This is a genomic window from Cellulomonas sp. RIT-PI-Y (assembly GCF_025642745.1).
In the GTDB taxonomy this organism is placed as follows: Bacteria; Actinomycetota; Actinomycetes; order Actinomycetales; family Cellulomonadaceae; genus Cellulomonas.
On the sequence record NZ_JANZKP010000074.1, the window covers coordinates 1 to 13,279 of the forward strand.

A 13,279-nucleotide genomic window follows, 5' to 3' on the forward strand; every position below is an offset into this window, starting at 1 on the left:
CGCGGGTCTCGGCGAGGACGAGCTTGTCGGCGGCGCGGGCGAGCTTGAGGTTGCCGGGGACGTCGCCGTCGAGCCGGTAGTGGAAGTGGTACCCGCCGGAGGGGGACAGCTCGACCCACCCGGTGGTGACGGTGGCCCACAGGTCACCGAGGCCGGTGTCGTCGGCGAGGGCCTTCAGCTCGGGCAGGCGCGCGGCGGCGCGGCCTTCGATCTCGGTGAGCTCGGCGCTGCCGGACACGGCCCCCTGCACGACACCGAGGTCGTGCACGGTGTCGCCGCCGAACCAGGTGACGAGGTCGACCTCGGTCGCGAGCTGGCGGGTGTGGTACTTCCACGACGGCAGGGCGGGGGCCTTCGACCCGTCGGCCCGGATCGGGATGACGGAGTACCCGTGCGCGAGCAGGTCGCGTGCGGCGTCGAGCAGGGGGTTCACCGGTAGCCTCCGGCCATGGAATCGGAGTGGGCAGCGGTGTGGGTGGCAGCCGGGTCGCTGCTGGTGGCGGTCGTCGCGATCGTGGCGGCAGGGCTGTCGGCCTGGTACGCACGCGGGCAGCGGGACGAGGCGCGCAAGGCGCGTGAGCTGCTCGTGCAGGAGCGAGATGCGCGCGCCGCCGCACCGTGGGTGCTCTTGCACTTCCAGAACGATGCGTTCGCGCTCACGAACACGTGGATGCACCCCTTGTTCGAGGTGCGGATACGGGCGCACGGGGTCCCGTTCGTGGGTGACATCGCCTGGCCGCGGATTGACCCCTCGGCTACGGAGACGTTCCTGATCCCAGAACTCGAAGTGGTGCGGAAGGTCAACGTCGAGGTGTGGTGGTCGGACGTCCCGGGGGCAGAGCAACGGCGGTGGATGACGGTCCTTCCCGCCAGGGTGAGGTAGGAGTCGCGCTGAATCGCGAGCACGTCGTCGCCTTCCATGTCGTGGTGGTGCTGGTGCGTGGTCCCCGCGGCCCGGCTCGGACGGGCGGCACGCCTGACGCGGCGCGGGGTGCCGTGGGTCAGGCGGCGGTGCGGAACGCGGCGATGACACCGGCGTCGAGGCCGACGGCGCCGGAGATGGTGGCGTCGTCGAGCCCGAGGGCGATGAGCTGGCGAACCTTGTCGGCGGTCTCGTTCCCGCCGGCGGCCGGGGCCGGCTGCTGCTGCACCGCGGCAGCGGCGGTCGCCAGCGTGGGCTGCTGTCCCGGCTGCGCGGCCGACCCGGTGCCGAGGTAGTCGCCGGTGGCCGCGGCGCGGTCCGGGGCGGCATAGCTGGCCTGGTACAGCTTCCGGTCGTTGAAGCCGCGGGTCTTGGCCGGCTCCGATCCGGTGTAGGAGACGGTCAGGGTGCCACCCGTCTCCAGGCCCTTCGCCCCGGACTCCTGCACGGCGCTGCGGACGGCGTCGTGCAGAGACTTCGATCCGAAGGCCTTCGAGCCCTTCACGTACAGGGCGCGGTGGCCGTCGTCCTCGTCGTCGTCGCGGATGTCGGTGGCGAGGGTGACGACGAGCTGCATGCGCGGGTCGCCGTTGTCCCATTCGAGGGGGTTGCCCTGCAGGTCGGTCTGCTGGCGGATCTCGGTGGAGACGATCTTGCCGGTGACGGTGTCGCCGACCTGGTCGAACTTGGCGGACTTGCCGCCGCCGCCGAGGAGGAAGTCGTTCGCGGTGGGGGTGCTCATGATCGGTGTGCTCCTGGTGTGTCGGTACTGCGGGATGGGGTGGTGAGCCTGTACGCCACGTGGGAGTTCAGGCGGCCGTCGACCCGAGGAGGTCGGCGAACTGTGCGGCCGGGGCGCGATGCCCAGGCGGGGTGAGGTGCGCGCCGTCGGGGAACCGGGCGCAGTCGAAGCAGTCGGGGTCCCGCGGCAGCCCGCTGATCCATGCGGCGACGGCGTCGGGCCCGAGGGCCGTGAGGGCTGCGAGGTTGGTGGCGATCCGTTCGGCGCGGGCGAGGGCGTCGACGGCGCGCTGGCGGTCGTGGGGGGCGGTCCACCAGATGGCGTCGTCCAGGGACACCGCGTTGCGGGGCAGGTAGGCGATGGCGACGTGGTCGACGCGGACCCCCGCGTCGTTCCAGCCTTTCGCGTACAGGTCCGCCTGGGTGCGGTACACCGGGGACGGCCCTGTCTTCGCTTTGCGGAGGGTGGCCGCCCCCACGAGCTTCCAATCGACGGTCATGCCGGTGGCCACGTCGAGCAGGTCGGTGGACCCCCAGATCTCCTGCCCGAGGATCGTGCCGACCATGACCTTCGCCTCGGTGAGGTACCGCAGGCCGCCGTCGTGTTGCGCGCCGCGGCGGTTCTCGTGGGCGATGAACGCCTCCTCCACCCAGGCGTGCAGGGCGGTGCCGATGGTGGGCAGCCACGCCACGTCCCGGACCTGGTCCCACCCGGCGAGCTTCGCGGCGAGGCAGTGCTCGCAGGGGGTGCCGATCTCGGAGGGGCCGATGGTGCGCTGCAGGGACCGGGGGTGGTTGACGATGGCGTCCTCGATGACCCCACGGGCGTCCCGCAGGGCGGCGTGGGGGTCGCCGCCAGTGAAGGGGGCGCGCAACGGGGGCAGGGCGAGCGCGGTCACGGTTGCACCGCCCGCCCGTGCTGCGTCTCGATGGTGAGGGCCAGCTGGTCACGCTCGACCTCGACCTCGACCTTCGCCGCCTCCGCAGCCTGCCGCGCGGCGATGGCGGCGTCCCGTTCGTCCCGGAGATCGGCGAGCTGCCGAGCCCACGCGTTGCGTTCCAGGACGAGGCTGTTGAGCGCCTGACGGGCGCGGGCGAGGTCGTCGGCCGTCCCGTTCGGGACGGAGAGGGCGGCCTTGAGCCCGGCGTGGACCCGGCGGCCGTGACGGCCTGCCCGGTCGGCGTTGTGCCAGGCGATGCGGAACGCTTCCACCTGGGCGCCCGTCGGTTCGATGCCCGCACTCACGACACACCGCCCGGGGTGGGTGCGGTCAGGTCGACGGTCAGTCCACCCAGGAGGGCGTGGGCGAGCCGGTGCAGCGCCACACCAACCGCCCGGGCAGCGTCCTCGCCGACGAGGTCCGCGCCGAGGTTGGTGGCCACGGCGAAGGTGACACCGTCCGTCGTGGCGTTCTCGACGACGACCCGGATGACGGGGGCGTCGTCGTTGATGGTGGGGAAGGCGGTGGCGGGCCCGCAGTGCAGGCTGACGACGTCCACCGCGTCGACCTCGGCGCTCATCACTTCACCACCACGGTGGGGGTGCCCTCGTCCTGGAACTCGGTCAGGGCGACCGGCGCGATGTGCGCCTTGACGGCGGCCGTGTCGAGGGTGGGCTTGTACAGCTCCGGGTGCTCGACCACCGGGAACGCGGCGGCCACCCGGGTGGCGTTGAGGCGTCGGGCACCGGCACGCACCTGCACACTGTGCGCCCCGGTGTTGTGGGTGCCGACCCCGAGGCGCCGGCGCAGGGTCGCCTTGATCTCCTCGACGCGCTCCTTGTCGGCGGCGATGGACTCCTCGCGCTTGGCCAGTTCGGCGGCCAACTGGTCGAGCTGCAGCAGGTCCTCGCCGGTCAGGGGCTCGGTGCTGTTGTTCGCGTTCACGGTGATGCCTTTCGGGTCGGTGGGGTGCGCGGTCAGGCGCCGAAGGTGTGACGGGACTGGATGCGGCGCCCGGCCTCAGCTCGGGCTTCCTCGACCTCGGGGGCCTTGAGGCGGGTGACGAGGTCGTAGCGGTTGGCGCGCCACAACGTGCGTTCCAGGGAATCGCGGGTGGCATACCCGAGCCGGTGGGCGGCGCCGGTGAGGGTTTCCCCGTGCTGGGCCATGAACTCGCAGTCCTCCACGACGGCCGCCAGCCGGGGTGTCAGGGTGGTGGCCATCAGCGACCACCCGCACGGATCGCCTTGGTGCGGACGGCGGCCGCACGCGTGCGGGGGCTGTCGTACACCTGGGTGACATCGGGTAGCCCTCGGGCGGGGGCTGCGACGAGCCGGGTGAGGATGCGCTCGGCGTCGTCGTCTCTCGGCTGCAGCCACCAGGTGCCGGTCGTGGGGCCGGCAGACCACACGGACCAGGTTCCGGGCAGCCGCCACAGGGTGACGGTTGCGCCGACCACGGGGGTGGCACCGCGAGGCCCATCCATCAGGGCTTTCGAGGAGGGGTCGAGCACGGCGAGGAGGTCGCCGTCACGCTGGCGCGTGGTGCTCATCGCCGACCACCCCGCCGGGCGCCGAGGGCGATCGCACCGACCAGCGGTGCCGCGACGGCCACGGCGATCAGGAGCCAGGGGTCAACACCCGTGGTTGCGAGCACCGCGTGCTTCATGCCAGCGGGGACGCCGTTATCGACCGCCGACACCCCGGACCGGAATGCGCCGGTCGTCGTGCTCTCGGCGGGCACGGGCGAGGTCGGCGTCGGGTTCGTGCTCACCGGCGTCGGCGAGGAAGGCTCGCTCGACGGCTCGGGTGTCAGCTCGGATGGTGAATTCGACGGTTCCTCGCTCGGCTCGGCAGAAGGCGCAGTCGGCGTCGTGGGTTCCGAAGTGCTCGTGCCGGTGGGGCATGGCTGCTCCTGGTGGACGATGGCCCCCTCCGGCGCCGCGGTGACGGTCCGGTACTCGGTGACCGAGGTGGTGTTGTCGACGTCGGGGATCCACTGCCCGTCGACCAGGACCACCGGGGTGGTGTAGGTCGTGGTGGCCTCGGTGATCACACCGGCGCAGTCGCGGGCATAGTCGCTCACCGTGTAGATCTCGGGGCCCGGGTCCGCGGGCGGCTCCGTGCTGGGCTCCCCCGTCGGTTCGGGCTCCGGCCCAACCGGGGTGGTCGCCTCGGGGGCTGGTGTCTCGACGAACCGGCAGTCGGTGCCGTAGCCGGGCGAGCCGGGCTCACCGAGGTGGCAGTCAGTGGAGTGCACCTGCACCCAGGCGGGCAGCTCGGTCAGCGAGAGGGTGAGCACCTCGCCGACCGCGGCGCTGCGGTTCGGGTGGTGGTTGAAGCCCGTCCCGTCGGGGTACCGGACGTTCACGTCAACCGAGTCCGCCCCGGCGCCGTAGGTGATGACGAGCTGGGTGGCGGAGGCCGTGTAGGTGGTGTGCGGTTCGGTCGCCCCGGCCGACCATGCGAACAGGACGAACCCGAACACCAGACCGAACACGACGATTGATGCGGCGGCGAGCATCCACCGGCCGAACGCCCGGGCCCGAGCGAACCCGTCGGCGCGCTGCTGCGGCCAGGAGGGGTCGGCCAGGTGGTGGGCGTCCTCACCGATCATCCGGGACGTCGAGTCGTGGGCGGTCATCAGGACACCACCCGTTGAGGGTCGGCGTTCACCTTGACGTCAGTGATCGGCTCGGTCAGGTGGAAGATCGAGCCGCGCCAGTCGATGAACACCGGGAAGAGTCCGCGGCCGGCCTCCGGGTCGCTGAGCCACTGTCGGAAGGTGAGGGTGAGTTCCTGCACGGCCCCGGTCTGGAAGCCGAGCAGCCGCCACGGCGTGGTGCCGGTCGGGTCATCACCGAGTTCCGCGGTTCCCCGCCCTCGGACGCAGTCTCCGGTGTCGGCGTCGATGTGGAACGGGTAGGGGAGGGGCTGGCGCACGTTGTAGCGCATGCCCTGGCCGGGCTGGCCGGGCTGGATCGTGATGGTGGTGGCCATCGGTATGCTCCTGTCGTAGTTCGGTGAAGGCCGGTTCTCGTTCGCTGCGGGGCCGGCCTTCGTCGTGCCTGGGGTGGTGCGTGGCTCAGGCGGCGCTACCGCGTCGCGCGGCCGCTTCGCGCAGGGCGATGTACTCGTCGATCGCGGTCTGCCGAACTCGCCACGGGGAGGTGACGCCGCCGCGGCCGGCCTTGAAGCCGCGGAGGTCCCCGCGGCGCAGGTGCTCTCGGACGGTCTGCTCGTCCTCGCCGAGCTGTGCAGCGACGGCCTTCACGTCCAGGACGGTGCTCATCACGCCGCCGCCAGGGTCGCAGTGCGGCGTACCGCGGTTGTCATCGAGGCCATGGACTTGGACTCCGCGGCCTCGAAGAGTTCCTCCCAGGGGACGTCGAGCCGCGCCGCAACAGCGAGAGCGAAGTCCTCGGAGATCGTGCGGAGCTTGCCGACCTCCAGCGCGTAGATCGCGGTCTGCGAACGGCGAACCAGGTACGCCAGGTCGCGCTGGGTGAAGTGGCGCTGCTTGCGCCACCGGCGGATCTTCGCCGGGTCCTTGACGCGCATCCAGACCTCCCTTCGGGATCGGAACGGGATCGCCATGAGTGTGCCTCCTAAGTGGTCGTCGTGACAAGTGCAGTACACCGGAGTTCTGTCCGGGTTGTCAAGCCGACAATCGGACAGTTCCGCGTGTTAGGCCGATCAAGAAGCCGGTAGGTTGTCAGGCATTCGATCTGGCGGCATGGCACCACTGACGACCGACGCAGGAGCATCAACCTCGTGAACGACACTCAGACGCTTCGCGACCTGCTCGATGTCGCGATCGCACGGCACCAGACCTCGCGTCGACAGCTGGCGATCAAGGCTCAGGACGCGGGTTTCCGTATCGTCGACACCACCCTGAACGGGATCGCGGCGGGGACGTACAAGTCCCAGCCGAAGGCGGACACGGTTCGTGCGATCGCGTGGCTGGCCGGTGTGACGGACGAGGCGGCGTTCACAGCGGCTGGTCTCCCGGTGCCCGGACCGCCGTTCGCTGACGAACTGCCGCCCGGCGTGGACAACCTGTCCCCGAAGGCTCGCAAAGCTGTCATCGAGATCCTGCGGGTGCTCGTCGAAGAGGAGCGTGATGGCGATGCTGAGCACGCCACCCCCACCAAGCCTGCCCGTGGTGCACAGGTCGAGCACCGCGGGCACGCCGCGCTAGCTGCCATGGCCGGCACCCCCGCCTACGCGGAGCCGGACACCACCGGCGAGGAAACCCAGGATCTCGGAGGGGATGACCCCGCATGAACTGGTTCCGACGGCGCCGGAAGGTGGTTCCGCCTACGCCTGCTGACCCGCCCGTCGACTCGGATGGACTCCGTTCGCTGTTCGATCGCGCCATGTCCCAGCGTGAGGACGTAACTGGAGCCTTCACGGTCTCCAAGAGTGGCGCGGTCTGGCTAGAGACGGCTCATGGATCGATGTCGTTCGGAGTTTCCGCCGAACAAGAAGCGGCGGCGCTTGTCCGAGGGCGACACTTCACCGAGTGGTCGGACATCGTGCGTCAACTCAAGCGCGAGGGGCGGCTTGAAGAAGCGCTGGCGCTGCTCGACGAGTTGATCGCGGCAGCCGAGCGCAGTGCGGATGGGCGAGAACCAGCGCCCTGGTACACCGAGCAGGCCGCCATCATCCACCGGAGACTCAAGCAGTACGACCATGAGGTCGCCGTCCTGGAGCGCTACCGAGCGGCGTGTCCACCAGGTCGAGGAAGCGCGAAGATTCGGGATCGCCTCGTCAAAGCCAGGCAGTTTCAACGAGGGTCTCGCTCATGACGCGTCTGTGATGTTGTCGTCGCAGGTCAGGACATGTTGGGCTTGCCTGGCACCTTGACCCTCGCCCGTGCGCGTACGCGCGCGTAGCGCTGATAATACGAACTACCCGTCATACGTGTTCTCACCTGCGAAGACGTGTTCCGGTGATGCGTCATGGCCCCCCGAGCAGTTCGGCGACCCAGACGAGCGGCGACCCGCCTGAATCGGCGCGCAGGTGGAGACTCGCCGCATCGTCCAACGCTGCCGAATCACGCGGCTGTGGTTTGTTCCCGCAGGTCAGAGCGCCGGGGGAGAGTCAGAGGCTCGGCCTAGCGTCCCCGCCATGAAGTTCCATCCGTGGCGTCGACTCAGGGGCCGGCCCGAACTGACCGTCGTCTGGCAGAAGCAGCCCGCCGGGCGCCTCGCGTGCACCGACGGCAGGTTCATCTACGTCGACCCCCGCCTGTCGCAGGTGCAACGCCGCTGCGCCATCACCCACGAACAGGTCCACGTCGACATGGGCCACATCGCCGGCTGCAGCACCAGCGAGGAGAGGGCAGTCCGGGCGGAGACTGCCCGGCAGCTCATCGAGATGCCAGACCTGCTGTCCGCATACCGGTGGGCCGATCGCCTACACGAGGTCGCGGACGAACTCTGGGTCACCCCCGAAGTCCTGCAGGACCGCATCGACCACCTCACCCACGACGAGACGACGCAGCTGGTGCAGCTGTACCGAGAACTGGAGCCCCGATGAGCCTCACCGATGCGGACCGCGACGCCCTCGACCTGGAGGCGCGCTCCTGGCGGTACGCGGCCTGCAAGGAGGCTGCGATCAGGGACGAGCTGGGGTGCCCTCCCATCCGGCACTACCAGCGAGTCGCACGACTGCTCGACGAACCCGCCGCGGTCGCCTACGCCCCGGTCGTGGTGAACCGCCTGCGCCGCGCCCGATCCCGGTGGGGGCGTCGTGGCGAGTGTTGAGGACCGGTGGACCCGCGTCGATCCCGACACCGGCAAGCGGGTGCGCACCGAGCGGTACGGGCGGGGGCTGCGATGGCGTGCGAGGTGGGCCGCCCCCGACGGCCGGTACCCGACGCGGTCGTTCGCCACGAAGAGTGCAGCCCAGGCGCACCTGGAACACGTCGGGGTAGCGAAGCGCACCGGCGAGTACCTGGACACGGACCGCGGCCGGGTCACCGTGGGGGAGTACGCGGCGTCCTGGCTGGACGCCCAGGGGCACCTGAAGCCCTCAGGCCGCGCCCGGGTGGAGGGGATCGTCGACGGGCACCTGCGTCCTCGCTGGGGCACCGTCCAGCTGATCGACGTCGAGCACGAGATGGTGCAGGCATGGGTGAGCGCGCTGCCGGGCCGACCCGGTGGTGTGCGGCGCATCCACGGGGTGCTCGTCAGCATCCTGGATGCCGCCGTGAAGGCGCGCCGGATCCCGCGCAACGAGGCTCGTGGCGTGAACCTGCCGCGCACCGTGAAGAGGGAGCACCGGTACCTGAGCGTGCCCGAACTGGACGCCCTGCTCGCCAGGTGTGACGCGTGGACCGCGGTCGTCCGGGCCCTAGCCCTGACCGGCATGCGGGTCGGCGAACTCGCTGAGCTTCGGGTGAGGGACGTGGACCTCCGGCGTCGGCGAGCGACGGTCACCCGGTCGACCACAACGGTCGGCGGGCGGCGCGTCACCGGCACCACCAAGACCGACGCCGGATCCCGCACGGTCCCGTTGGCCGATGAGGTGGTGGACGACATGCGGGCACTGGTGAAGGGGCGACACCGGGACGACCTGGTGTACACCACACCACACGGCGCCCAGTTGCGCCGGGATAACCTGCGGCGGGCATTCCTGGCGGCGTTCGCCCGGTCCGGGCTGGAGGGCACGATGACGGTGCACGACCTGCGGCACACCGCGGCATCGCTGGCGGTCGCTTCGGGGGCGTCGGTGCTGGCGGTGCAGCGGATGCTGGGGCACGCGACCCCGGCGATCACCTTGAACGTCTACGCGGACCTGTTCGACCAGGACCTGGACCACGTCTTGGACCGGATGCGGGCTCTGATCGCCGAGCGACGGGCGGCAGCGCAGCGCCCGGACAGCGCCCCGGACGAGGCGGCGTAGCCTCTGACCTGCGGCTGAATCTCAGGTGATCCGCGCTTACACCGCGGAGGTCGCCGGTTCGAGCCCGGCCGGGCCCACCCTTGAGAGGTTGGTTCACTCGCGCCGTTGTGGTCGACGAAACTCCGATCGACTTGATCTGTGGCGATGTCGTCGAAGCGGCCGCTCTCGCGTGAGGGACGCCCTGACGGGTGTGTGAGACCTGAACTCCCCGTTGGCGAAATGGGGAAGGCGGTGCGCCGGGGCGTTCGGTGACCCGCTGCCGGTCGCTGCGCTTGGTGCGCGAGACCATGGCACGTGCCCAAGAACGCGTCTTTTCGTGCTCGCTTGTCACCGGCGGGCGGCATGATCAGCAGACATGGGACGCAGGGGCACTACACGGCGACAGAAGACCTGGCGGCGGTCGATTCCCGCGGTCGTGGACGACAACGGTGTCGTGTCCGACGCGGGAGTGCTCGACGGTGATGTCTCGATCCACCACGGGATCTACTGCGCGACCTGTCGAGTGCCCGCAACGTCGGTGAAAGCTCAACCCGCTCGTGAAGGCCGAGGGCCCGTTGCCGCGTACTTCCGGATCAAACGTGGGGGCGACCGGCATGCCGTCGGATGTGAGTACGACTTCGATCGGCAGGTCAAGCTGATCGTCGCTGAGGCTGGCGCGGATGTCATCACGAAAGAAAGTGGGCGCTACCGGCTGCATCTGCCGTTGATGGGTGAACCCGAACGGTGCGATGACGGATCCTCCGTGGGCAGCGACCTCCATGAAGTCGAATGGCAAGTCCTCAGCGCTGCCGCTCGAATCCAGCAGCTGCTGAACGGGTATCAGCGGCACCCGGAGGCCGCCGAAGAGTTCGTCGCCGAGTACAAGGGGCGCATGATCGGGTGGGGTGACTTCTGCTGGGACGTCACCATGCCGGGGCGTGCGCACGAGCTGGTGAACGAGCTTCGCCGGCCCGACTGGCGGCAGGACTGGCATCCGATGGCGGTGTGGAGCTGGAACACTGGGGATGTCACCGGGGACGATGGGGGTTCGTTCCGATTGACGTTGACCCGTGCTTACGAGGAGGGTGCCGTCGCCCGCTTACGAAGCGGAGACGCGGGTGTGTTCCACAACCTCGACCCCGCCCACCGATGTGTCATGGGGTACGGGCAGTGGGAGACACACCCGGTGGTCGATGGGCGACGTCCGCAGCTCGTCCTGCGTGTCGGGCACGCGTCAGCGGTGACGTCCTGGCCGATCGACGTGTGGCCCCCACGGGCGTGGATACATCGGCTGTCGGCACTTCCGTCCGAACCTCCTCGGGCAGCAGAGGTGTGAACGGTGACGCGAATCGGTGTGTTCAGGGCGGCGGCGGTGCGAGCGAGGGTCGCTTGCGAGGGCCGGGTGCTCTTCCGCGGAGCGCGGACGCTCCGACCGAATTCGCACTGTTGACTCAGGCCGCGGTGCACTTCTCCCCGATCGGGCTGGTGAAGAACGACGGGAGCGCCGACCCGTCGGCGAACAGGTGGGCGTGCGCGTTGATCAGGCCGGGCACGAGGTACCGACCCCGGCCGTCGATCACCCGGGTGCCGGGGGCGGCGGCGGGGAGCTCGGTGGCCGGGCCGACGGAGGTGATCCGGCCCTGGGCGTCGCTGGCGACGGAGCGGCCGGGCAGGGCGGTGCCGTCGACGTCGCCGGTGACCAGGTGGACGTCGCGGATCAGCAGGGGTGCGGGCACGGGAGCCTCCTGGTCCCTCGGTGTCGGACGACGGAGCCGGTCAGCGCGTGGCGTCCTGGCCGGGTGCGTACACCGACACCGGCCGGTCCCGGATCTCGAGCGTCACGGCCCGGCCCGGCGGCACGTCGTAGATCTCCCCGTCGACCGCCACCCGCTCGGCCCCGTCCAGGCGCAGTGTCGTCGCGCCGCGGCGTCGCCGGACTCCGGGCACCCGCTGGGACCAGTCGTCCGCGCCTGAGGTGACGCCCAGCAGCCAGACGTCCAGGGTGTGCGACCCCGGCACCCGGCTCCCGGGCAGCGGGGCCCCGGGTGCGCCGTAGTCGCCGTTGCCGATGAACACCGACAGCGCCTCGACCTGCTCGTCGTCGACGGTCCACCGGGTCGGTCGGGCACCGGCCAGTTCAGTCGCGCCCGCCACCACCGCGGCGACCGCCTTGGGCAGCTGGTGCAGCCGGTCGTCCCGTCGTTCGACGATCTCGGGGTACACCCCGGCGGAGAACGTGTTCAGCATCGGGATCCGGGTCGACCCGACGCGGACCTCGGCGAGGCTGGCCGACCGGCCGGTGCCGTGCGCCAGGGCGTCGAGCGAGTCGGAGCCGTGGTCGAGGCCGAGCGCCCGCGCGAAGTGGTTCAGGGTGCCGTGCGGCGCGACGAAGAACGGGATGCCGTGATCCGCGGCGACCGCCGCCGCGACACCGAGGGTGCCGTCACCACCGGCCGCCCCGATCGCGGTGTACCGGCCGGAGCGTGCGGCGTCGGTCATCAGGTCCTCGACGTCGTCGTCCTCCGCCAGGGTGTGCACGTCGGCGCGGGGGATCGCAGCCAGGAACTGCTGCAGCACCACCTCGTCCAGGCGCGCGGCCGGCCCCGAGTCCGGACCGGAGTGCGGGTTGACGATCAGGTACAGCCCGGCGCCGTCCGGCAGGGCGGGCAGATCGGCGTGGGTGGAGGACCCGGCGTGCCGCTCGGCGACCCGTCGTCGGACGGCGTCGACGGCGACCGCGCTGCCGGCCCCGATCGCCGCGCCGCCGAGCACGTCCGACAGCCAGTGCGCGCCGACGTGCAGGCGGGAGAACGCCACCGCGCCGGCCACCGGGGCGACCGCGAGCCCGCGGGCGGGGGACACCAGCGCGGTCGCGGTGGCGAACGCGACGGCGTTGGCGGTGTGCCCGGACGGCCAGGAGGTAGAGCGCGGGAAGCGGGCCAGCCGGCGGGTGGCCCGGCTGGACTGGAACGGAGCGGTCGGCCTGGCGGTGCCGGCCAGCGGCTTGGCGATCAGGTTCGCGACCAGGGCGGCGCAGCCGAGCGAGAGCATCGCGGTCCGCGCGGCGCTGCGTCCCTTCGCGCCGGTGAGGGCGAGGCCGCCCGCGACGCCCCACCACAGCTTCCCGCCGTCGGCCGTCTCGCTCAGTCCGCGCAGGCCGCGGTCCACCGCCGTGGGCCATTGGGTCGCGGCGATCCGCCGCCCGACGTTCTCGTCCATCCTGGTTCTCCACGACACCCGCCGAGTCAACCACCAGCGACGACGTCCGGCACGCAGGACCCGTCGGCGCGGGACCGGGGCGGGTGGGTCACGGCGTCGGCGGCGCCGATCCCGCCTGGACGACGCCCGGCGAACCGGGGGTCGTGACTGCGCTGCACACAGCGCTGACCGAATATGACAGGACTCTTGACAAACTCGGGGGCCGGGCTGACGATCCCTTCGCTCCTTCGTGAGCGCGTCGGCGGACGAACCCGGTAACGGAGCCGGTTCGCCACCGGCAGATGATCGGTCGCCGGGCGATGCCCGCGACCGCTAGGGGGATCGACATGAGGGGATCCATCAAGCGGCTGCTCAGTGTGGCCACCGTCTTCCTGATCGCGGCGGGGACGCTGGTGATCGCCGAGGCACCGGCGATGGCCGCGACCTGTGACACGCCGTGGTCGGCGGCGACGGCGTACACCGGCGGCGCGAAGGTCAGCAAGAGCGGCGTGAACTACACCGCGAACTGGTGGACGCAGGGCGACGACCCGGCCACGCAGAGCGGCGGTGCCGGCAGCGGCAAGCCC

22 protein-coding genes and 1 tRNA gene are annotated in these 13,279 nt (G+C 70.9%); 9 read left to right on the forward strand and 14 right to left on the reverse strand.

Features of this window, described 5'->3' with window-relative positions; all coding sequences use genetic code 11:
* Positions 1–433 (reverse strand): bifunctional DNA primase/polymerase (locus tag OGL89_RS15885; protein WP_263121144.1); only part of this gene is annotated, 433 nt, incomplete at its 3' end.
* Positions 434–448: 15 nt separating this feature from the next.
* Here OGL89_RS15885 and OGL89_RS15890 point away from each other — a divergent pair.
* On the forward strand, positions 449–883 hold the full coding sequence (locus OGL89_RS15890; RefSeq protein WP_263121145.1) for a hypothetical protein: 435 nt from the start codon (positions 449–451) through the stop codon (positions 881–883).
* A gap of 118 nt (positions 884–1,001) precedes the next feature.
* On the opposite strand, the gene OGL89_RS15895 is transcribed toward OGL89_RS15890, so the two are convergent.
* The 11 genes from OGL89_RS15895 to OGL89_RS15945 form a co-directional block, all read right to left on the reverse strand.
* Complete coding sequence (locus OGL89_RS15895; protein WP_263121146.1) at positions 1,002–1,664, reverse strand: hypothetical protein; 663 nt, start codon at positions 1,662–1,664, stop codon at positions 1,002–1,004.
* Between the two features lie 67 nt (positions 1,665–1,731).
* The gene (locus OGL89_RS15900) at positions 1,732–2,562 is read right to left on the reverse strand and encodes a hypothetical protein (protein WP_263121147.1); all 831 of its coding nucleotides are present in this window, start codon (positions 2,560–2,562) and stop codon (positions 1,732–1,734) included.
* Positions 2,559–2,909: a hypothetical protein gene (locus tag OGL89_RS15905; RefSeq protein WP_263121148.1), complete on the reverse strand. Its 351-nt coding sequence runs from the start codon at positions 2,907–2,909 to the stop codon at positions 2,559–2,561. Before OGL89_RS15905 ends, OGL89_RS15900 begins: the two co-directional genes overlap by 4 nt.
* Entirely contained in the window at positions 2,906–3,184 is a 279-nt protein-coding gene (locus tag OGL89_RS15910; protein WP_263121149.1) for a hypothetical protein, read from the reverse strand. The genes OGL89_RS15905 and OGL89_RS15910 overlap by 4 nt, the downstream gene beginning before the upstream one ends.
* A complete protein-coding gene (locus OGL89_RS15915; protein ID WP_263121150.1) occupies positions 3,184–3,549 on the reverse strand; it encodes a hypothetical protein in 366 nt (121 codons plus the stop codon). Before OGL89_RS15915 ends, OGL89_RS15910 begins: the two co-directional genes overlap by 1 nt.
* A 32-nt stretch (positions 3,550–3,581) precedes the next feature.
* On the reverse strand, positions 3,582–3,827 hold the full coding sequence (locus tag OGL89_RS15920) for a hypothetical protein (protein ID WP_263121151.1): 246 nt from the start codon (positions 3,825–3,827) through the stop codon (positions 3,582–3,584).
* Entirely contained in the window at positions 3,827–4,156 is a 330-nt protein-coding gene (locus OGL89_RS15925) for a hypothetical protein (RefSeq protein ID WP_263121152.1), read from the reverse strand. Before OGL89_RS15925 ends, OGL89_RS15920 begins: the two co-directional genes overlap by 1 nt.
* On the reverse strand, positions 4,153–5,247 hold the full coding sequence (locus OGL89_RS15930) for a hypothetical protein (RefSeq protein ID WP_263121153.1): 1,095 nt from the start codon (positions 5,245–5,247) through the stop codon (positions 4,153–4,155). Before OGL89_RS15930 ends, OGL89_RS15925 begins: the two co-directional genes overlap by 4 nt.
* Complete coding sequence (locus OGL89_RS15935) at positions 5,247–5,603, reverse strand: hypothetical protein (RefSeq protein WP_263121154.1); 357 nt, start codon at positions 5,601–5,603, stop codon at positions 5,247–5,249. The genes OGL89_RS15930 and OGL89_RS15935 overlap by 1 nt, the downstream gene beginning before the upstream one ends.
* Before the next feature lie 85 nt (positions 5,604–5,688).
* The gene (locus OGL89_RS15940; RefSeq protein WP_263121155.1) at positions 5,689–5,895 is read right to left on the reverse strand and encodes a helix-turn-helix domain-containing protein; all 207 of its coding nucleotides are present in this window, start codon (positions 5,893–5,895) and stop codon (positions 5,689–5,691) included.
* Positions 5,895–6,164 (reverse strand): helix-turn-helix transcriptional regulator, encoded by a 270-nt coding sequence (locus OGL89_RS15945; RefSeq protein WP_263121156.1) that lies wholly within the window; start codon positions 6,162–6,164, stop codon positions 5,895–5,897. Before OGL89_RS15945 ends, OGL89_RS15940 begins: the two co-directional genes overlap by 1 nt.
* Positions 6,165–6,377: 213 nt before the next feature.
* Between OGL89_RS15945 and OGL89_RS15950 the strand changes: the two genes are divergently transcribed.
* From OGL89_RS15950 to OGL89_RS15980, 7 genes are all read left to right on the forward strand, one after another.
* Entirely contained in the window at positions 6,378–6,890 is a 513-nt protein-coding gene (locus tag OGL89_RS15950; RefSeq protein ID WP_263121157.1) for a hypothetical protein, read from the forward strand.
* 92 nt (positions 6,891–6,982) lie between these two features.
* Positions 6,983–7,414 carry a hypothetical protein gene (locus tag OGL89_RS15955; RefSeq protein ID WP_263121158.1) on the forward strand — a complete coding sequence of 144 codons (432 nt, stop codon included), beginning with the start codon at positions 6,983–6,985 and terminating at the stop codon, positions 7,412–7,414.
* A 322-nt stretch (positions 7,415–7,736) separates the two neighbouring features.
* Positions 7,737–8,147, forward strand: coding sequence for an ImmA/IrrE family metallo-endopeptidase (locus tag OGL89_RS15960; RefSeq protein ID WP_263121159.1), 411 nt, complete (start codon positions 7,737–7,739; stop codon positions 8,145–8,147).
* On the forward strand, positions 8,144–8,374 hold the full coding sequence (locus OGL89_RS15965) for a DUF3263 domain-containing protein (RefSeq protein ID WP_263121160.1): 231 nt from the start codon (positions 8,144–8,146) through the stop codon (positions 8,372–8,374). The genes OGL89_RS15960 and OGL89_RS15965 overlap by 4 nt, the downstream gene beginning before the upstream one ends.
* Entirely contained in the window at positions 8,361–9,515 is a 1,155-nt protein-coding gene (locus OGL89_RS15970; protein ID WP_263121161.1) for a site-specific integrase, read from the forward strand. The genes OGL89_RS15965 and OGL89_RS15970 overlap by 14 nt, the downstream gene beginning before the upstream one ends.
* A gap of 23 nt (positions 9,516–9,538) precedes the next feature.
* Positions 9,539–9,592 (forward strand) — tRNA-OTHER (locus OGL89_RS15975).
* A gap of 338 nt (positions 9,593–9,930) precedes the next feature.
* The gene (locus OGL89_RS15980; protein ID WP_263121162.1) at positions 9,931–10,830 is read left to right on the forward strand and encodes a hypothetical protein; all 900 of its coding nucleotides are present in this window, start codon (positions 9,931–9,933) and stop codon (positions 10,828–10,830) included.
* A 115-nt stretch (positions 10,831–10,945) separates the two neighbouring features.
* On the opposite strand, the gene OGL89_RS15985 is transcribed toward OGL89_RS15980, so the two are convergent.
* Positions 10,946–11,230, reverse strand: coding sequence for a hypothetical protein (locus OGL89_RS15985; protein ID WP_263121163.1), 285 nt, complete (start codon positions 11,228–11,230; stop codon positions 10,946–10,948).
* 40 nt (positions 11,231–11,270) lie between these two features.
* Complete coding sequence (locus OGL89_RS15990; RefSeq protein WP_263121164.1) at positions 11,271–12,713, reverse strand: bifunctional phosphatase PAP2/diacylglycerol kinase family protein; 1,443 nt, start codon at positions 12,711–12,713, stop codon at positions 11,271–11,273.
* 326 nt (positions 12,714–13,039) lie between these two features.
* On the opposite strand from OGL89_RS15990, the gene OGL89_RS15995 reads away from it, so the two are divergent.
* A partial coding sequence (locus OGL89_RS15995) for a carbohydrate-binding protein (RefSeq protein WP_263121165.1) occupies positions 13,040–13,279 on the forward strand: 240 nt, incomplete at its 3' end.